Genomic DNA, 17,819 nt, shown 5'->3' with positions numbered 1-17,819 from the left:
AAAAGTAACAAAGTTGAAATGCGTATGATACCCTAATTTTATATTTTTTAACCAATTCATCTCAATCAAATGGGTAAAATTCGCCCAATGGGTTACAAAAACTTTATTACTAAACTATATGCATATCTAAAAAATCACCTGGGTAAATTAATATTTACCTCATTGTTGATGGTACTTGCAACGGCGCTGGAAACTTCAATTCCTGAAATCACAGGGCGAATTGTGGATGATTTATTTGCAGGAGATCGTAACAACGATACAGCATTACTGTATGCAGGCATACTGTTAATTGTCATTGTGATCAGTTCATTATTAGCACTAACTTCTACGGCGGCAAGTTCTTGGGTGTCTAATAAAGTGATTATGGACTTGCGTGAGGATATGTTTGCAAAGTTGCTGAGGATGCCTAAGCTCTATTTTGATAAAAATACAACAGGTAAGGTATTATCAAAATTAACTTACGATGTAGAGCAGATTGCATCTGCGGCTTCGATAATTTGGCTGAGTCTTATCAAATCTTCAGTGTTTGTGATTATTTTAATTGGTTATTTATTTTACAAAAGTTGGGAATTGAGCCTGAGTTTACTGGTATTTTTGCCGTTGGTTTATCTCATTGTCAAACTGTCATCAAATCGTATGCGCGCTTCTAACACGCAAGTGCAACAGTCAATGGGCAATATGACACACTTACTGGATGAAAATATCTCGGGCAATTCTTTGGTGAAAATTTATCAAGCACAAGCGCAAGAACGCACTAAATTTGGCGAATTGATTAAAAATATCCGTCAGCAACGCTTTAAGGTGGATATGACCAGTGCATTGAATATAGTAGTAGTGAATATTTTGATTGGCTTATCGTTAAGCACTGTCGTGTATTTTTCTGCCACTTATTTACAAATGAGTGCTGGTGCATTTTTGTCTTACTTTACAGCGATGGGGATGTTGGTCAAACCTGCAAAAAGTTTGATTAACATCAACAAACCCTTGCAGGGGGCGATGGCTGCAGGTGAAAGTGTGTTTGGATTGATGGATGAAAAAGAAGAAAGCAACACAGGTAAAATACAACTAAAAGATACAAAAGGCAACATTAGTTTTAAAAATGTTTGCTTTGCTTACAGCGACAAGCATCAAGTCCTATCGCATATTGACTTAGATATTAAAGCTGGGGAAACCGTTGCAATTGTTGGTGCTACAGGCAGTGGCAAGAGCACGATTATTCAATTATTAGCAAAATTTTATTCCATCAATTCTGGCTCTATTGCCATTGATGGTATTAATATCAATGAATTTGAGCTAGATTCGTTACGCTCACAAATCGCTTTTGTTGATCAAAATGTACGCCTGTTTAATGACAGCGTTAAGGGCAATATTGCCCTAGGTCAAGTAGATACAATGAGTAATGATAGAATTGAGAATGCCGCCAAAGTGTCCAATGCCTATGACTTTATTCAAGCATTGAGCGAAAAATTTGACGCACAAATCGGTGAAGACGGCGTATCTCTCTCTGGCGGACAAAGGCAACGCTTAGCGATTGCCAGAGCAATCGCCAAAGATAGCCCAATTCTAATTCTAGACGAAGCCACTTCCGCATTAGACTCTGCCACCGAGCAAAAAGTTCAAGCGGCTATCGATGAAATGCAAAAAAACCGCACCACAATTATTATTGCCCACCGCCTTAGCACCGTTAAAAAAGCCGACAAGATTGTCGTGCTGCAACAAGGCAGGATTATTGAGCAAGGTTCACACCAAGAGTTGCTCGATGCAAATGGCGAATACGCCTCACTTTACCAGCACCAATTTAGTTAAAAAGGTAGCGTCCCTATTTTTCAATTTTTGAAAATATTGGCATTAGTAGCAATATTATCAGTTAAGGTTTTTTTAGATGCAAAAAAAAAATAAAGAATTACTCTTTATTGTCTTTTTGGCTTTCTTTGATAATTTTACTTAAGATTCCATGTATCTCAGCCAAACCAGCCACTGGTAAAATCAAACGATGAGAAACCTTACGGAATTCTTTTTGCTCTCCGGAGCTGTCTTCATTCACCACTGGAGAGGCTTGGTAAAAATCAATCTTCGCAACATTTTGACGAATAGTGATACTTGCTGTGCCATCAACATAAGTTTCCTGTATTAAATCAATTGATTGCGCTACTTCAGTCGTTTTAGATTCTTTCTTTGCCATCTTTGTTATCTCTATAATATAAGAAAATCTATTATACACAAAACGTCAAAAGAGAAGAAGGGGGCGCTACCCTTTTATTGCCTTAGCACCGTTAAAAAAGCAGACAAGATTGTCGTGCTGCGACAAGGCAGGATTATTGAGCAAGGTTCACGCCAAGAGTTGCTCGATGCAAATGGCGAATACGCCTCACTTTACCAGCACCAATTTAGTTAAAAAGGTAGCGTCCCTATTTTTCATTTATAGTGTATTTTTCTCTAAAAACATGCCTTTATCTAAAGATACAAAAAAGTCTTGATATATTTTAGGGTCTTTAATTGCTTTAACACCATATTGTGCATTAGCCCTTACTTTTACTGATTTTTGTATTTGTCTTATGGTAATACTCATGACTACCTTATAGCCATCTAATTTTGTACCAGATACAGTTCCAGTTAATGAATCTGCTTTATCAATGACAAAACCTAAATCTTGTAATACTGCTATTGTACCTCTAATTGCTTTGACTTTTGAAATATTATCGTAAGTTTTAGTTTGATATGAACGAACTTTTAACTGTGACTCTGATTCTGAATTGATAATTTGAGCGGTAGAACTAACGCAGCCAGTCAATAAAAAAGATGAAGTTATAACGCTTAAAAGTAATAGTTTTTTGATATTCATGTTAAATTCCTTGTTTTGCTAAAAATATAGCTTTATCTAACTTAGTATAAAAGTCTTGATAAATTTTCTTATCTTTTATGTACTCCATTGTAGTGGGTACGTCCCTTTGGTATTGTGTATCACTAAACACTATCCTCTGAAAACTTGCACGAACTAAAATAGAATTATTATTTTTAATTCTAGTAATTAAGGATACTCTAATTTTTTGATGTGTATCCATTGGAGTACCTAACAATATAGCCATTATCACTTGACCAGTGTTAGTTGCATCTCTGATTTTTTCTGCTATCAACAATCCTAAATCCTGCTCACTTTCTTTGATGATGAAACCAATGTCTTGTAAAACATTAGCAGAAGCAATCAACATATGTTTTTCTGTAACATTGTCGTATTCTTTTTGCTGCATTTGTCGCAGTTCTAAACTTTTTTGTGTAAGCCTTAAAGCGTCCTTTGGTATTGTGCCACACGATGTGATAAATAGAGAAAATAGAATAACTACATATAATTTAAAACGCATAATTTATCTCCAATAAATATTAAAATCTAGAAGTGTGATATTTAAAACTAGATACTTTTTTATTGGTATCAAATTTAATAATAATGGTTAATGTTCTTTGAGAACTAGAAACATTAGAGCTTGATTCACTACCGCCAATTAGTAATATCGTTGCATAAGCATCACTACTTGAATAACTCGCATTTGAGGATATTTTGTCATAAATCCAAACCTCTCCACCGTTGTCACCTGATGTTACAATATTCGGACTACCAAGTACAGAAGCAACAGAGGCAGCACTCATACCAACTTTAATTTCTTTTTGTACTGTGCCTACTGTAACTCTATCGCCCTGTTGTGAATTATTATTTATTGGTTGAGATACACAGCCAACAATCAACATATTCACCAATACAATAACACTGATAATTATATTTTTTAACATTTTTTTATCCTCTTTATTTAAAATCTAAATTTTACCCATAATTTTAATTAGGCGTATAACGCTTAAACTCAGTTGACCTGCGATGCGACGTGCAGCGAAGCGAAACGGCGTATTGCTGGGTCAACTGCAGGCCTTGTTAGCTCTTAACACGTACACGTCCATTTGTATCTTGGACACCATGTTTCCCCTTGCCAATAGCAACCATTCGTCCATCACGACCTTGCAGTCCACGCCCGCCAGCAGGAATGGCAACCATCCTGCCGTCACGTCCTTGTAACCCACGGCCTCCTTTTGGAATGGCAGCCATACGACCATCACGGCCTTGTAAGCCACGCCCTCCAGTGCGGATAGCAACCATCCTGCCATCTCTTCCCTGTAACCCACGGCCTCCTTTTGGAATGGCAGCCATATGACCATCACGACCTTGCAAACCATGACCACCATCTGGAATGGTAATGGCTATACCATCTCTTCCTTTTAACTTACGAGGCATATTGTTTTTCCTTTTTTTGAGCTAACTATTTATTATTACCACAATTCGTTAATAAACATATGTATTTCATTAAAAATTGAATATATTGTGTAATAAACCTAAAAATATATTAATATATAAATTATTGTTTAATATTATCAATATTTTCATAAAGATATACTTAATCCTTATTATGAATTAATCCTGTATTTTTTATATATTATACAAGGTATATTTGTAATTATTATTTTTTACCCTGCTTTTGATTTTCACATACACCAACAACGAAGCTCTAATGCGTTCCCTTGATGAAGCATTTTTAATTTTTTCTTAACGCCGTTTGCGTTAAAAAACTTTTTTGTTTGAGCGTAGCGAGTTTAAAAGTTTTAGCAAACAAGTTTAGTAAAAATAAAATGCGGAATAAGGGTTGCCTTTTTTTGGTTCGTTTTTTTGGCAATACAAAAAAATGAACGGAAAGTCCAAAATGAAAAGATTAAGAGAGACCAATGTATTAACCCCTGTTGAATTTTCATACCGTGCTAAACCTTGCTTACACGCAGGGCAAGTGGTGAGAATTTTTACACATAACGCCTAAAATCATCTGACGCGTAAGCGCTCGGCTGGAATGATTTATTTAAATTAAGATTTAATAACAATCATTTTATGCTCAAGCATATCACGCATGGTATAGCCAATACCGCCAATGCCATAGCCTGAGTGCTTGCGACCTGCAAATGGCATCCAATCTACTCTAAACGTGGTGTAATCATTAATCATCACTGCCGAGGCTTCTAATTTATCAGCCACATCCATGGCAAGAGAGAGATTATCGCTAAATACAGCAGCTTGGAAAGACACATCCAAACTATTAGCCGCTTCAATCGCTTCATTGATATCATCATAAGCATATACACAAACCACAGGGGCAAATATTTCTTGCGTTGAAACTTTGGCATCTTTTGCTGGATTAAGCAGCACTGTTGGCTCATAAGTGATTTTATTGATGCGCCGACCTCCAGTTACTACTCGTGCACCCTGAGCAACAGCCTCATTTACCCATGATTCTACCCTATCCACCTCTTTGGGTGCGATTAAAGGCCCTAAGTCACTGTCTTCATTAATTGCATCGCCAACAACTTGTTGGTTGGCAACAGCGGCAATTTTTTGTGCTATCTCTTCTGCTCTAACGCTTGGAATATAAACGCGTTGCACAGAAACGCAGACCTGTCCAGAGTGATACATACTGGCTTTTACCACGCCATTTACAAAACCGTCTATATCCTGATAATCATCAAAAATTAAGGGCGCCACTCCACCATGCTCTAAGGCGCAACGAACACCAGGCGCAAGTTTTGATTTAAGATACCAACCTACTTTTGCAGAACCGATAAAACTAAAAAACGCCACTCGTGGATCGGTTACTAATTTTTCTGCATTTTCGTTGTCTAATAATGCCACTTGCACCCAACCTACCGGTAGACCTGCTTGCTCAATCAACTTGGATAGGCGTAGCGTGCATAATGGCGTCAAACTGGCAGGTTTGATAATAATGGGACAACCTGTGGCAATAGCAGGAATAATCTGATGAATGGCTAAATTTAGAGGGTGATTAAAAGCACTAATAGCAACCACCACGCCAATTGGCTCCATACTGGTAAAAGCTTTTCTACCTGCACCTGCAGGGGTTAAATCCATTGGTATTTCTGCACCTTTAATATCACGAATAGCTGAGATTGCCAAATGCACACCATCAATAGCACGGGCAACTTCTACCCGTGCATCTTTAATTGGTTTGCCACCTTCATTGGCAATTAAGCGCGCAAAATATTCCTCTTCATTTTTTATTAAATCTGCCAATTTTTGCAAAATCTGAATACGCTTATATGTGGGCAAACAACCGTTTTTATCTAAAGCACTGGCTGTTGCCAACATTGCCGTTACCTGTTCGGCGTTGTGCATTGTAAGTTCAGCCAATATCGCATCAGTATAAGCCTGTTTAACAATTAATTGTTTCATAATAAACGCCTATATATTTTGTAGTTGTTTAGGGAAAAGCTTTTTATTTTCTCGGTAATCAATCGGAACATCAATAATATGCACGCCACCTTGCTTAAAGCAAGATTGAATCAATGGCACAAACTCATCTGCGCTTTGTATTTTATGCCCTATTGCACCATAACTATCCGCGTATTTAACAAAATCAGGATTATTGTATTTCAACCCAAAATCTTTTAAGCCCTGTCCCTTTTGTTTCCAACGAATCATTCCATACGCACGATCGGTTATAATCAATACAACTAAATTCAAATTAAGACGCACTGCGGTTTCTATTTCTTGAGAATTCATCATAAACCCACCGTCACCGCAGATGGCCATTACCTGTCTATTTGGATAAATTAAAGCGCATGCCATTGCACTTGGTAGACCTGCACCCATCGTTGCTAAGGCGTTATCAAGTAAAACCGTATTGGGCATATAGGTGTGATAATGCCTTGCAAACCAAATTTTATACATACCATTATCCAGGGCAATAATTGCATCCTTATCAAGTGCACGGCGTACATCAGCAACAATGCGCTGTGGTAGCAAAGGATAACAATCATTTGTATCCATTTCATGAATAACACGCTTGATTTCTTCACGCTTTTTAAGCAAATTAGCGACATCATTGTCCAATGCTTCTGGCAAAAGTCTACTTAGCGCACTAATACTGGTGGCAATATCGCCAATTACTTCTAATTGTGGAAAATACACTTCATCTACTTGTGCTGAATTAAAGTTAACATGAATAACTTTAGTGCCACCTTCGTGCATAAAAAATGGTGGTTTTTCCACCACATCATGACCAATGTTAATGATTAAATCAGCCATGTTTATCACTCGGTGCAATACATCAGAATCTGATAAGGCAGCCGTTCCTAAAAATAATGGATTTTCACAACTCACCGCCCCTTTACCCATTTGTGTATTAAAAAAAGGAATGCCCGATTTATCAATAAAGCACTTTAACGGCTCAAACACTTTTTTACGATTGGCACCCGCACCCATTAATATTAATGGGCGTTTAGCAAGTTTAATCATTTGCATAGCATCATTCAAAGCCTGCTTATCGGCATCAGGGCGACGAATTTCATGCACAGGAAAAATATGCCAATTATCAACTTCTTCAGCTGCCACATCTTCGGGTAATTCTAAATGTACTGCCCCTGGTCTTTCCTCTTCAGCCAAACGAAAGGCATCACGCACTAATGATGGAATCATACTGCCATTCACAATTTGTTTGGTAGATTTAGTCAATGGCTCCATCATACGCACTATATCAACAATTTGAAAACGCCCTTGCTTGCTTGAGTTAATTGGTTTTTGTCCCGTAATCATCAGCATTGGCATAGCACCAAGTTGTGCATAAGCTGCGCAGGTAACAAAATTAGTAGCGCCAGGACCTAAAGTGGCTAGACACACACCTGTTTTCCCTGTCATTCTGCCATAAGTGGCCGCCATAAAGGCCGCCCCTTGCTCATGTCTGGTTAAAATAAATTTAATACTTGAGCCTTGCAAAGAATCTAAAAAATCTAGATTTTCCTCGCCAGGAATGCCAAAAATATATTCAACGCCTTCGTTTTCTAAGGCTTTAACAAATAAATCGGATGCCTTCATACCGTTCCCCCTAAATGTTGCGACGGATAAAGTTCATTCATTGGTATTGATCGGCCGTTATTTTGCACAATACGCACATGATTGCGATTTAATTTTCTAGGCTCTGATACGCCACAAGAATGGGCAATAACTTCAACTGCGTGATTCATATTATGTACATAGTTAGCGACTTTGGTAGCTTTATTATCTGGGTCTAAGCCTTTTTGTAGGCGTTTATTGTGTGTGGTAATGCCAGTTGGACAGGTATTTTTATTGCATTTTAATGCTTGAATGCAACCAATTGAAAACATAAACCCACGCGCACTGGTAATAAAATCCGCCCCTGCGCATAACGCCCAAGCCACTTCAGATGGGGTAATCAATTTGCCAGAGGTAATAACCTTAATGCGATTTTTTAAACCGTATTGCTCTAATTTATCAACCAATAGTGGTAAGGTTTCTTTAATCGTCAAGCCGACATTATCTAACAATGGCATCGGCGCTGCTCCTGTGCCACCATCGCCACTATCTAGGGTAATAAAATCTGGTGCTAATGCTTCGCCGCGTTTGTTAATCTCTTTGAAAAAATCATCCAGCCAATCCGTCGCACCAATCACTGACTTAAAACCCGTAGGTTTGCCAGTAACCTTACGCACATGATTAATCATATTTAATAAGTCGTCAGTAGATGCTATATCCAAATGGCGATTAGGGGAAATAGAATCTTCTCCCGCGTCAATGCCACGAATTTGGGCGATTTGCTCGGTCACTTTGGCACCTGGCAAAATACCACCTTTGCCAGGTTTTGCACCCTGACTCATTTTAATTTCAAACATTTTGACCTGCTCATATTCAGCAATTTCGATTAATTTTTCATCACTTAAATTACCCTCTAAATCACGCACACCATATTTTGCCGTGCCTATTTGAAAAACAATGTCGCCGCCGCCCTCTAAATGATAAGGTGACAGCCCGCCTTCACCTGTGTTATACCAACAACCTGCCATTCTTGCGCCGTTTGACAATGCTAAAACTGCAGGTTTAGAAATCGCACCAAAACTCATACCCGAGATATTAAAAAGTGATTTTGCCGTGTAGGGATTTTGACAAAATCCCTCGCCAATTGCAATTGGACGAGTTTCAGTCGCATCTTCGTCAAGGGTTGGAAAAGGGCAATTGGCAAAAATTACAGTACCCACAGGGGTTAAATTTTTGCTAGAGCCAAAAGCCACTGTGGTATCGGTATTATTCGCAGCCCTGTGCACCCATTCTCGTTCTGCACGGTTAAATGGCATCTCTTCTCTGTCCATCGCAAAGAAATATTGACGAAAAAATTCACCTAAACTAGAAAAAATACCGCGAAAATGCCCAATAACAGGGTAATTTCGTAAAACCGCATTCTTTCTTTGGCTAATATCAAAGATAAAAACAATAACAATAAGTAGAACAAATAAACCAATCGCAAAAACAAATAGCGTGGACAAAGCCTCCAGAACAGGGGTTGCTGTTTCAAACATCTCTATCACAGTCTCTGTTTTCATTTTGACACTCTCCTGCAAATTATATTATCTAACGATATTTTTCCTTGCCCGTAAATGACAACAACCAAAAGCATCGCGCCCCAAAGCTTATGGTCGTAAAATCCACCTTCCCACAATATAGGATACGAAACAACCGCAACAATATTAAAAGCAAATAAAGCCAATGCGCTCAAACGAGTTGCCAAACCCAATAGCAATAATATTGGCAAAAACAACTCTGCTGCCGTGCCAAGATAGGCTGCCAATTCCCAGGGAATGAGAGGAACGCTATACTCACTTTCAAATAAATATTGTGCGCCTGATGACAAAAAAGGCAACTCTGAATCCCAGCTACCAAGTTTGGTTAAGCCTGCACGAAAAAATACATCTGCAACATATAAGCGTAAAAAAAGTTTAAAAATATCATCTGTGAATTTATACAAATATACAAAAGTCCGATTGTACAAATCAATTAATTTAGTCATTACTTCTCCTTGTATTGTTGTTGTGTTACTTCTTCCACCAAAACTTCACCGTCTTGACGATAAATCTTCAAATATTCTTCCCCGCTATTCAAATCAAGTTGCTCACTGTTTTCATTGAGTTGCCAAATCTTAGTGATAGGGTACACTGAATGCATAAAAAATACAATACCCAGGAAATAACAACGATCATAGCATCTTTCAAATTTAGCAACATCTGCTAAATATGGCACAGTTTTGCACTGTGGGCTTGATTGAATAAAATCTGCAAAATTATCACCATAATCAATAATATTACCTGTTTTTGAAGGATTAACTAAAATAAATTCTTTGGCAATTTGATTAAAAAAATCCTCGCCCACCAAGCGTTTAACGCAACTATAAGTTTTTCCTAAGGCTTCGGTTAGACTCAAAAAATATTGATTATGGTAGATTTGCATCAAATGACTGCCATTAAAATTACCCTCATTTAAATAGTTCTTAGCCCCATTTGGAATAAGCACATCTTGATAAAACTGTTGTTGTAATTTTTTAAGCATCTAAATACCTTTGTGCTTTATTTGCTTCACTTAACAAGACAGATAATTTTGGAATATTGCTATCCCATTCAATCAAAGTAGGTTTATTTCCGATTTTTTCTAAAGTTTTACGATAGAGTAACCATACCTCGTTTGAGATTTTTTTAGAATGATCGTCAATCAAAATTGTGCCATTTTCAAGTACTTTTTTAGTATGCCCTGCCAAGTGAATTTCTGCCACATCATCAGCATTGATAGCATTTAAATAATCCTGAGGCTGATACTTGTGATTAACACAACTCACATAAATATTATTAACATCTAATAGCAAGGCACAACCAGACAAGTCTGGCAGAGCCGCAAAAAAATCCCACTCACTAATGCTTGAATGTTTAAATTGTAGATAAGAGGATGGATTTTCAATCAGAATCTGCCTGCCCAAAAAATCCTGCGTTTGTTTAATTTTATCAGCAAAGTGCTGTAGAGACTCTTTGCTATAAGGCATAGGCAATAAGTCGTTTAGATAATGACCATCAATACTTGACCAGCTAAGATGATCAGAGATTAAATCCGGTTTAAAACGCTCAATAGCATTTTTAAGATTTTGCAAATGTTGTTGATTTAGTGTATCTGCCGAACCCAAGGAAAGTCCGACACCATGAAAACTTAATGGATATTTATCGGCAATTTGTTCCAACTGATAAGTCGCAAGATTGTCATAAAAGAAATTTTCACTATGTACTTCAAACCAATCGATATCTGGCTGCTCATCAATCACTTGTTGCAAATGTTGATGGCGAAGCCCAATGCCAACATTTTTAATTACCAAAGTTTGTACCAAGGTTTGGATGTGCCCGCTTTAATTTTAGTGGTTGCCAAATCTTTATCAATCCAACCATTAATAATACCGCCTTCAAGTTCAAAAACATTTTTATAGCCAACCTTGTTGCTTAAGAAGTTTCCAACAACCTTGGTTCGATTGGCGTGCGCACAAACCAAAATGAAAGGCGTGTCTTTTCCTTTGACAATGCTAGAAAAATCTGCCAACCATTTTTGTGCATTGTGATTACCCCTACCGTCAAAAAAAGTAAGTTTATGAGCGCCAGGGATAATCCCATATTTGTCGTATTCATCTTGCCTACGAATATCAATCACGGCAACACCTTGACTCATTTTTTCTTGCACTTGCTTAGTAGAAAGTGCGTTAAATTCAGCCATCACGCTAAAAGAAGTTAGGGCAATAAATACCAATACAAAGTTTTTAATTATTTTTATCATTTTATAAAAAAAATCACAGCCAAGTTAAATACTCAATTGTGATTTTTTAGCGTCTAAAAAAGTTTAAGAAGAGACTAAGCTGCCGCCTACCAATTTCTCACACAAACCTTTAGGCATAGCGATAAAAGCATCTGTTTGTCCGTCTGTTTTTGAAGAGCCTGCACATGATGAGGTTTTAGTGGCACAATCATTTTGACCCGCTTTAACAACACCATAACATTTTTCTTTAGCTGCTGCATTAACATCCATAACAACAAAGTTAGAGCCTAATAAAGTAAGGCCTGCCAAGGTTAGTGTTTTCATTTTATTCATTATTTTTTATAAGGTTAATCAATCACACTATACTATACGCTGCAAAATATAAATAAGTTTCATAAAATGCAAAAAAAAACCCATTGATATTTATTTTGAGCAATTAAAAAAAATAAAAGGTGAGAAAACTTTTAAAAAAGTTTACGAACTCTCTAATGTGCAACTTTTTGGTGTCATTATTCGTATATTAAAGAAAAGAGAATTAAGCGAAGATTGCCTACAAGAGGTGTATGTGAAAATTTGGCACAAAATAGAAACTTATCAACATGAAAAAGCCAGTGTCATGACTTGGATGTCAACCATTGCCAGAAATCATGCACTGGATTATTTACGCAAGCGTGAATTACCTATTCAAGATGATTTTGAGTTATCTGTTATTAGTGATGAGCAATTACATTTCTTAGATGAAATGGAGCAACAACAAAACAAACAGCAATTAAATAACTGCCTACAGCAGCTTAAACCAGAAATTATGAATATTCTACTAATGTCTTATTTTAAAGGCTTAACCTATGAAAACATTGCAAAAACATTCAAAGTGCCATTAAGCACCATTAAAACATGGGTGCGCAGAGCAATGCCAACCCTTAAGAAATGTATGGAGATAAATGATGGATGATAATTTTTTAGCTTTCCAGTACGCATTAGGTTTGCTAAGTACAGAAGAAAAGCAGGCTATTAAAAAGACTGTCGCATTCAAAAGGGCGCTACAACAATGGCAATTACACTTAAGTAGGCTAAATGTACAAGCGCCACTAGAGAAAGAGTCTGCGCAAATAATTTGGAAAAATATTAATCGACAAATAAAACCTCATAAAACTGGTGTCTTTAAGGCTTGGCTAACATCTTGGCGTTATGCCTTAAGTGGTTTTGCCAGTTTGAGCCTGTTGCTTAGTGTTACTTTACTTAATCAAACTGCAAATGCGAGTTTAGGTTGGGACATTGACACTGACTTGTCAAAACAACAAATATTCATCACTGCCACAACGCACCAACACACTGATAAAGCAAATGCTTGTACATTATGGGTTAAAAAAGGCAGTAAAACATTGCTTATTGGACTGATGCCCGAAACAGGTAAAAAATCTTTTAGCATTAATGGAGAAATTTTAGCAATGCTCAATGGCGGAGAAATGATTATTTCACTTGAAAATAAAAACAACCCATTACCCTCTGCACCTGCTATTATAGATTATCAACATAAGTGGGAAATTTAAAAATAAAAAAAAGGAAAAATATATGAAAAAAATACTATTGTTAGCGTTATCGCTTTTTAGTTTGCAAGCATTGTCACTAGACTTTGTTTACACCAAACATTCTTTTTGGGGTGTTGGCAGCGAGGGTAATGAATTTGCTATTGAGGGTTATGATGCTGTTAATTATTTCACTGAAAATCAACCTGCGAAAGGAAATTCTAAGTTTTCATTTAAATATCAAGGGAAAACTTGGCATTTTAAAAATGCAGAAAATCTAGCATTATTTAAGACTGACCCGCAACGATATGCGCCACAATATGGCGGACATTGTGCTTGGCGCATGAGTATTGATGGCGAAGGCGTGTATGGCGACCCAAATATCTGGACAATTGTTGATAATAAGCTTTACTTAAATTACAATAAAGAGACTAATAGCCGATGGATTAAAGACATTCCAGGCTTTATCAGTAAAGCGAATGATTTTTGGCTGGGTAAAAATAAGTTTACAACACTTAATTGAGTGCGTAATTTGCAGATTCGTATACACCTGTAATGAGTGAGATGTAAATTGCTGAAGTAATTGAAGTGCCGGCAATAATACCAATTAAGATATTTTTAAGTTTAATATCAATAATTGACAAGAAATAAATCAACACATTGATTGAAATGCCTGGGATAAAACACAAGGCAAAAATAATAGGAACTTCTTTAGTTTTTATTTTTTGCTCATAGTCCAGTATTTTTTGAGGCACTTTAAAATTTAACTTATACGCAAAGTTATAAATAATCAGACAATAGCCTATGATAGCGATTTGAATGGCAAAAAATACCTGAGTAAAAGAAAAAATATAAATACCTGCAAGTAAAAAAGCAGTACCTGGCAATAGGGTTAATCCCCTGACAACCAAAATTAAAATATAAATCACATAAGAAACTAGAAAATACTTGGTGTTTATAAGTGTTTTAAGCATTTTTGGATCAATTTTATAATCACTAAAATAAAAATAAATTAGCGCAGCAATATTGAGCGCGATAAAACCGTAAAATAATTTTTTTTTGCTAATATTTTTCATTGTCAATAACTTCCAATTGGTTTAATTTATGATAAAAATCATCTAAATCCTTGGGTTTGTTGCCATACCTTGGGTTATCGTGCATTTTTAAAAATGGACGAGAATTAAGCTCTAAAAAAATACACTGTTGCGCATTAAAATCAACTTCAATACCTTGTTTGCAAATAACATCAATACCTAAAATATTGGCATCAAAGAAATTCAATATTTTAATTAAATCTTGCTTGTTATTGTCGGTCAGTTTGACTTTGTCAATGACTTCAATACTTGAGCCTAATTTAAGCGAAATTTTATGATGAAGATAAACCTTTTGATTGACTTTGGGGATTGTGGAAAAATTCATCCCCTGCCCTTTTAAATGTTTTTTAATGGCTAAATTTTTAGGGATTTCTTGAGTAACGGGTGCTAATTTCATTTTTTGTCTTGTGGTATTTTCCGCATCAATCAATGCCCTAATAGACTGAACTCCATCACCAAGCACAAACGGTGGGTAACGCCTAAGCACCGACATAATACCAAATTTTGTTACTACCACACGGTAATTTTTACCTAGTAAATATTCTTCTATGATGCTATTTGGCCACCATTTTTTAACACCGATACTCGCTGCCAATAACTGTGTTTTATTTTCAATAGGGAAGTACGCACCTCGAGAAAAGCCTCCAACATTGGGTTTAATAACCAGAGGAAAACCGTGTTGCTGAGAAAATTTAAAGGCCGAATACGGATTAATAAAAGTCCTACCTTGCGCATAAGGCAATGTATTTTCTGCAAATGCCAACCTGGCCTGTGCTTTTGAGCGGCAGGCACGACGGACTTTGAGTGGATTATAATCACTACAACCTGATAGAAAAAAACGCGATAAAAACTGATGTAATAATCGCATTGTTATTCGGATTTTGATTGGTAATGTTTGATAATTTTTTTAAAGAAAACAAAACGATTAAAGTGCTCTTTAGGCGTGGTATTACTGACCTTGACTAAGTGCTTCATATTGTCTTTAATAAATTTATATTTGGTTTTTTTTGCAACGCTATTATCCAATAAATGAATAGGAAATGGGGCAAATAAATTAATTTCAATAATATGAAACAAGCCCAAAAGTAAATCCTCTTTAGAGTTTGCCCTAAGTCCCACTCTGGCAATACGAAAAGACGGCAACTCTCGCAGATACACATGCAAAATATCCAATTCTTTTACGCTAAATTCTTGGGTAATATCTTGATAAAGCGTATTTTTATTGTTAATACCATTAACAGGGTAACGCTCATCTGAGCCGTTAATTGACTGAGCAATATTCAGCGTACTTAAACGGGTTTTGTCTTCTGCATCGAGAATATAGAAAACCTCATATTCTTTTTTTTCGTGTGCCGCATATTGCAAAATATAAGGGATTTTACTACTCGCTGGATTGAAATTTAAAAATTCTTGCTCATTATCAATTCTAATAATGCCATTAGAATTTTGTCCCCACTCAGGTTTGAGAAACACGGGGAACGCACTAGGCGGATTATTTTTATCAAAATAATATTGCTCCAAACGCCATTTTTTTGGAATACGAGCATCCATATCAATTTTGGAATAAAATCCTTTTTTCTTGTTGTACCACTCAGCGTTAATTTGAAAATAATACCAAGCAGGAATACCTAAGCGGATTGACCAAATAATATAGTGGAAAATTAACCTAAATGTCAAACACTTCTCCTTTAATTGGGTTGTCTGAGTAATAATGCAAACTTATACTTTTTTGTTTTGCGTTAATTTGATGAATACAATTATCCAATTTGCCTTTTACGCCCTTACTATAAAGATATTCCCCACCACTTAAACCTTTAGATTTAAGCTCGGTTAATGGATTTTTATCAAAATTTTTACAACGCAATTCACCTTCGACCACATACAAAAAAGCTTGCTCTGGATGACCATGAATGCGTGTTGTTGCACCTTTATCCCAATGCAATAACCCTAGCCAACAATCGTTATTATGAATAATAACATTCCTCGTGTAACTGCTTTTATCAAGCGCTAGATTTTTTACCTGTATTTCTTTTGCTAAAGCCTTGATTTTCTCAACTGCCAAATCGTAATTTTCTTGACTTAATAATTTACATAAGGCTTTAAAGTCAAAATCCGTTGTATGCACATAATCGTAATTTTTAATTTTTTTAAGCATTTTTTTCTAGTACCTTCCCTACTTTAATTAAACGATTTAACAATGCTGTTAGTTTCACTTTATCAATATTATTATTGCTAATTAACAATCTAAATACCAGTTTATCTCCTATATAAGCAAGTGCAAATAGCGCCTGCTCTTCTATTAACAATTGATGGCGTAAGTTTTGATTAAAAGCGTTGGAATTTTGTGCTTTAAAACGAAAACACACATTAAATGAATTGCGTCTTTCCACCGTTTCTAACTCACCACTTCTATCAATAAAGTCCTCTGCAAATTTTGCCAATTGATAATAACTCTCAACTCTGTCAGAAAATCCTTGCTTATTGTAGAATTTCCAATCTAAAAACCATTTCAAACTGTCCACACGACGACCACATTGCAGTGAACTGGCACCCAAATCAACTGCATTGTCTCTAAAAATATAACTATTATCCCCATCTGCACAAGTACAAGATAATAAATTTTGATGATTTAATAATAAAAAATTACACATTAGACTACTGCCAAGCATCTTATGAAAATCCATCGTGAACGAATCCAACTGTTCAATGCCGCTTAAAAATTTAGTTTTTAATGCTGAGCTCATTATTGCTGCCCCGCCCCAGGCGCCATCACCATGTAGCCAAAAATGGTGTTTATTTTTCAGTTTTAACAACGCTTCAATATCGTCATAAGCCCCTCGCACTGTCGTTCCCAAAGTAGCACAAACAAAAAATGCAATGCCGCCATTTTTCTGAACTTTTTGAATGGCTTTATCAAGTGCCAAAACATCCATTTTTGCATTTTTATTTGTTGGTACTTTAATCAAGTGCTCAGTACCAATGCCTAAAATATTCGCCGCCTTGTCTAGCGAATAGTGCGCGTCTTCACTGACAAAAGCAAACAAAGGTTTTTGAGTAAATAACCCTTGTGTTTTTACTGAGTTTAAGGTCTGATTACGCGCCACCATCATTGCAATCATATTGGCATTGCTTGATCCGGTCGTCATTTGCCCTTCGCCATTTTTAAAACCTACAATCTCAAGCATTTGCTTAAGCATATAAGTCTCCATCAAGGTGGCAACAGGTGCAGATTCAAAGGTGCAGGCAGAAGTATTGCTAAACGCGGCAATAATTTCACCTAAAACTGAAGGCATATTAGCACCTGACCACATACGGTTAGCAAATCCGATATGACTGGTGTCGGGAGAATAATCCAAATATTGCTGCACCCAAACAAACAATTGCGCCCAATCTTGGGTTGATTGTTTGTCTAAGTCTAATATTTCAGTTAATTCGACCACCGATTGGTGGTTAATTAAGCGATTATTATTTAGATTTTCGCGTTTAAGTACTTGCGCTATTTTTTCAAGTAATTCACTGTCTTGCATTAAA

General features: G+C 36.4%; 22 protein-coding genes. 4 read left to right on the top strand and 18 right to left on the bottom strand.

The window, feature by feature from the left end; all coding sequences use genetic code 11:
• The first annotated feature begins 87 nt into the window (after positions 1-87).
• A complete protein-coding gene (gene msbA / locus BSEPE_RS02475; RefSeq protein WP_066046050.1) occupies positions 88-1,806 on the top strand; it encodes a lipid A export permease/ATP-binding protein MsbA in 1,719 nt (572 codons plus the stop codon).
• 97 nt (positions 1,807-1,903) lie between these two features.
• Here msbA and BSEPE_RS02470 read toward each other — a convergent pair whose 3' ends face one another.
• The 13 genes from BSEPE_RS02470 to BSEPE_RS02410 form a co-directional block, all read right to left on the bottom strand.
• Positions 1,904-2,182, bottom strand: a complete 279-nt coding sequence (locus BSEPE_RS02470) for a hypothetical protein (RefSeq protein ID WP_066043659.1) — start codon at positions 2,180-2,182, stop codon at positions 1,904-1,906.
• A 237-nt stretch (positions 2,183-2,419) separates the two neighbouring features.
• Positions 2,420-2,842 carry a hypothetical protein gene (locus BSEPE_RS02465; RefSeq protein ID WP_066043656.1) on the bottom strand — a complete coding sequence of 141 codons (423 nt, stop codon included), beginning with the start codon at positions 2,840-2,842 and terminating at the stop codon, positions 2,420-2,422.
• 1 nt (position 2,843) lies between these two features.
• On the bottom strand, positions 2,844-3,359 hold the full coding sequence (locus tag BSEPE_RS02460; RefSeq protein WP_066043653.1) for a hypothetical protein: 516 nt from the start codon (positions 3,357-3,359) through the stop codon (positions 2,844-2,846).
• 19 nt (positions 3,360-3,378) lie between these two features.
• Positions 3,379-3,783 carry a hypothetical protein gene (locus tag BSEPE_RS02455; protein WP_070104548.1) on the bottom strand — a complete coding sequence of 135 codons (405 nt, stop codon included), beginning with the start codon at positions 3,781-3,783 and terminating at the stop codon, positions 3,379-3,381.
• A gap of 120 nt (positions 3,784-3,903) precedes the next feature.
• Positions 3,904-4,227, bottom strand: coding sequence for a hypothetical protein (locus BSEPE_RS02450; protein WP_157059367.1), 324 nt, complete (start codon positions 4,225-4,227; stop codon positions 3,904-3,906).
• Between the two features lie 667 nt (positions 4,228-4,894).
• Positions 4,895-6,271: an aldehyde dehydrogenase family protein gene (locus BSEPE_RS02445; protein WP_066043647.1), complete on the bottom strand. Its 1,377-nt coding sequence runs from the start codon at positions 6,269-6,271 to the stop codon at positions 4,895-4,897.
• Positions 6,272-6,280: 9 nt separating this feature from the next.
• Positions 6,281-7,912 (bottom strand): acetolactate synthase large subunit, encoded by a 1,632-nt coding sequence (locus tag BSEPE_RS02440; protein WP_066043643.1) that lies wholly within the window; start codon positions 7,910-7,912, stop codon positions 6,281-6,283.
• Positions 7,909-9,432: an FMN-binding glutamate synthase family protein gene (locus BSEPE_RS02435; protein ID WP_231893516.1), complete on the bottom strand. Its 1,524-nt coding sequence runs from the start codon at positions 9,430-9,432 to the stop codon at positions 7,909-7,911. The genes BSEPE_RS02440 and BSEPE_RS02435 overlap by 4 nt, the downstream gene beginning before the upstream one ends.
• Positions 9,429-9,896: a DoxX family protein gene (locus BSEPE_RS02430; protein ID WP_066043641.1), complete on the bottom strand. Its 468-nt coding sequence runs from the start codon at positions 9,894-9,896 to the stop codon at positions 9,429-9,431. The genes BSEPE_RS02435 and BSEPE_RS02430 overlap by 4 nt, the downstream gene beginning before the upstream one ends.
• Entirely contained in the window at positions 9,896-10,432 is a 537-nt protein-coding gene (locus tag BSEPE_RS02425) for an HvfC/BufC N-terminal domain-containing protein (RefSeq protein WP_066043638.1), read from the bottom strand. Before BSEPE_RS02425 ends, BSEPE_RS02430 begins: the two co-directional genes overlap by 1 nt.
• The gene (gene bufB / locus BSEPE_RS02420; protein WP_066046041.1) at positions 10,425-11,240 is read right to left on the bottom strand and encodes an MNIO family bufferin maturase; all 816 of its coding nucleotides are present in this window, start codon (positions 11,238-11,240) and stop codon (positions 10,425-10,427) included. Before bufB ends, BSEPE_RS02425 begins: the two co-directional genes overlap by 8 nt.
• Complete coding sequence (locus BSEPE_RS02415; RefSeq protein ID WP_070104547.1) at positions 11,234-11,689, bottom strand: rhodanese-like domain-containing protein; 456 nt, start codon at positions 11,687-11,689, stop codon at positions 11,234-11,236. The genes bufB and BSEPE_RS02415 overlap by 7 nt, the downstream gene beginning before the upstream one ends.
• A gap of 63 nt (positions 11,690-11,752) precedes the next feature.
• Positions 11,753-12,001, bottom strand: a complete 249-nt coding sequence (locus tag BSEPE_RS02410; protein WP_083502958.1) for a BufA1 family periplasmic bufferin-type metallophore — start codon at positions 11,999-12,001, stop codon at positions 11,753-11,755.
• A gap of 52 nt (positions 12,002-12,053) precedes the next feature.
• On the opposite strand from BSEPE_RS02410, the gene BSEPE_RS02405 reads away from it, so the two are divergent.
• Genes BSEPE_RS02405 through BSEPE_RS02395 form a run of 3 tightly spaced genes read left to right on the top strand, consistent with a single transcriptional unit; the run spans position 12,054 to position 13,717 of the window.
• A complete protein-coding gene (locus BSEPE_RS02405; RefSeq protein ID WP_083502957.1) occupies positions 12,054-12,620 on the top strand; it encodes a sigma-70 family RNA polymerase sigma factor in 567 nt (188 codons plus the stop codon).
• A complete protein-coding gene (locus BSEPE_RS02400; protein ID WP_157059366.1) occupies positions 12,610-13,218 on the top strand; it encodes a hypothetical protein in 609 nt (202 codons plus the stop codon). Before BSEPE_RS02405 ends, BSEPE_RS02400 begins: the two co-directional genes overlap by 11 nt.
• Before the next feature lie 22 nt (positions 13,219-13,240).
• The gene (locus BSEPE_RS02395) at positions 13,241-13,717 is read left to right on the top strand and encodes a YHS domain-containing (seleno)protein (RefSeq protein ID WP_066043629.1); all 477 of its coding nucleotides are present in this window, start codon (positions 13,241-13,243) and stop codon (positions 13,715-13,717) included.
• Here BSEPE_RS02395 and BSEPE_RS02390 read toward each other — a convergent pair.
• The 5 genes from BSEPE_RS02390 to BSEPE_RS02370 all read right to left on the bottom strand — a co-directional run bounded on the left by BSEPE_RS02390 (position 13,710) and on the right by BSEPE_RS02370 (position 17,815).
• A complete protein-coding gene (locus tag BSEPE_RS02390; RefSeq protein ID WP_231893515.1) occupies positions 13,710-14,168 on the bottom strand; it encodes a TVP38/TMEM64 family protein in 459 nt (152 codons plus the stop codon). The two genes, BSEPE_RS02395 and BSEPE_RS02390, sit on opposite strands and share 8 nt — an antisense overlap.
• A gap of 88 nt (positions 14,169-14,256) precedes the next feature.
• Positions 14,257-15,156 (bottom strand): cyanophycin synthetase, encoded by a 900-nt coding sequence (locus tag BSEPE_RS02385; protein WP_066043623.1) that lies wholly within the window; start codon positions 15,154-15,156, stop codon positions 14,257-14,259.
• Positions 15,157-15,158: 2 nt separating this feature from the next.
• Positions 15,159-15,965, bottom strand: a complete 807-nt coding sequence (locus BSEPE_RS02380) for a hypothetical protein (protein WP_066043620.1) — start codon at positions 15,963-15,965, stop codon at positions 15,159-15,161.
• Positions 15,955-16,443: a cupin domain-containing protein gene (locus tag BSEPE_RS02375; protein WP_066043616.1), complete on the bottom strand. Its 489-nt coding sequence runs from the start codon at positions 16,441-16,443 to the stop codon at positions 15,955-15,957. Before BSEPE_RS02375 ends, BSEPE_RS02380 begins: the two co-directional genes overlap by 11 nt.
• Positions 16,436-17,815: a pyridoxal phosphate-dependent decarboxylase family protein gene (locus tag BSEPE_RS02370; RefSeq protein ID WP_066043613.1), complete on the bottom strand. Its 1,380-nt coding sequence runs from the start codon at positions 17,813-17,815 to the stop codon at positions 16,436-16,438. The genes BSEPE_RS02375 and BSEPE_RS02370 overlap by 8 nt, the downstream gene beginning before the upstream one ends.
• Positions 17,816-17,819 lie beyond the last annotated feature (4 nt).

Source organism: endosymbiont of Bathymodiolus septemdierum str. Myojin knoll, assembly GCF_001547755.1.
GTDB lineage: Bacteria > Pseudomonadota > Gammaproteobacteria > PS1 > Pseudothioglobaceae > Thiodubiliella.
Note: the sequence above shows the minus strand (reverse complement) of the source record. Positions and strands in the feature narration are given on the sequence as shown.

Coding starts and splice junctions, on each gene's coding strand:
- msbA (WP_066046050.1), top strand. CDS start 88: ATGGGTTACAAAAACTTTATTACTAAACTATATGCATATCTAAAAAAT.
- BSEPE_RS02470 (WP_066043659.1), bottom strand. CDS start 2,182: ATGGCAAAGAAAGAATCTAAAACGACTGAAGTAGCGCAATCAATTGAT.
- BSEPE_RS02465 (WP_066043656.1), bottom strand. CDS start 2,842: ATGAATATCAAAAAACTATTACTTTTAAGCGTTATAACTTCATCTTTT.
- BSEPE_RS02460 (WP_066043653.1), bottom strand. CDS start 3,359: ATGCGTTTTAAATTATATGTAGTTATTCTATTTTCTCTATTTATCACA.
- BSEPE_RS02455 (WP_070104548.1), bottom strand. CDS start 3,783: ATGTTAAAAAATATAATTATCAGTGTTATTGTATTGGTGAATATGTTG.
- BSEPE_RS02450 (WP_157059367.1), bottom strand. CDS start 4,227: ATGGTGGTCATGGTTTGCAAGGTCGTGATGGTCATATGGCTGCCATTC.
- BSEPE_RS02445 (WP_066043647.1), bottom strand. CDS start 6,271: ATGAAACAATTAATTGTTAAACAGGCTTATACTGATGCGATATTGGCT.
- BSEPE_RS02440 (WP_066043643.1), bottom strand. CDS start 7,912: ATGAAGGCATCCGATTTATTTGTTAAAGCCTTAGAAAACGAAGGCGTT.
- BSEPE_RS02435 (WP_231893516.1), bottom strand. CDS start 9,432: ATGAAAACAGAGACTGTGATAGAGATGTTTGAAACAGCAACCCCTGTT.
- BSEPE_RS02430 (WP_066043641.1), bottom strand. CDS start 9,896: ATGACTAAATTAATTGATTTGTACAATCGGACTTTTGTATATTTGTAT.
- BSEPE_RS02425 (WP_066043638.1), bottom strand. CDS start 10,432: ATGCTTAAAAAATTACAACAACAGTTTTATCAAGATGTGCTTATTCCA.
- BSEPE_RS02415 (WP_070104547.1), bottom strand. CDS start 11,689: ATGATAAAAATAATTAAAAACTTTGTATTGGTATTTATTGCCCTAACT.
- BSEPE_RS02410 (WP_083502958.1), bottom strand. CDS start 12,001: ATGAATAAAATGAAAACACTAACCTTGGCAGGCCTTACTTTATTAGGC.
- BSEPE_RS02400 (WP_157059366.1), top strand. CDS start 12,610: ATGATGGATGATAATTTTTTAGCTTTCCAGTACGCATTAGGTTTGCTA.
- BSEPE_RS02395 (WP_066043629.1), top strand. CDS start 13,241: ATGAAAAAAATACTATTGTTAGCGTTATCGCTTTTTAGTTTGCAAGCA.
- BSEPE_RS02390 (WP_231893515.1), bottom strand. CDS start 14,168: ATGCTTAAAACACTTATAAACACCAAGTATTTTCTAGTTTCTTATGTG.
- BSEPE_RS02385 (WP_066043623.1), bottom strand. CDS start 15,156: ATGCGATTATTACATCAGTTTTTATCGCGTTTTTTTCTATCAGGTTGT.
- BSEPE_RS02375 (WP_066043616.1), bottom strand. CDS start 16,443: ATGCTTAAAAAAATTAAAAATTACGATTATGTGCATACAACGGATTTT.
- BSEPE_RS02370 (WP_066043613.1), bottom strand. CDS start 17,815: ATGCAAGACAGTGAATTACTTGAAAAAATAGCGCAAGTACTTAAACGC.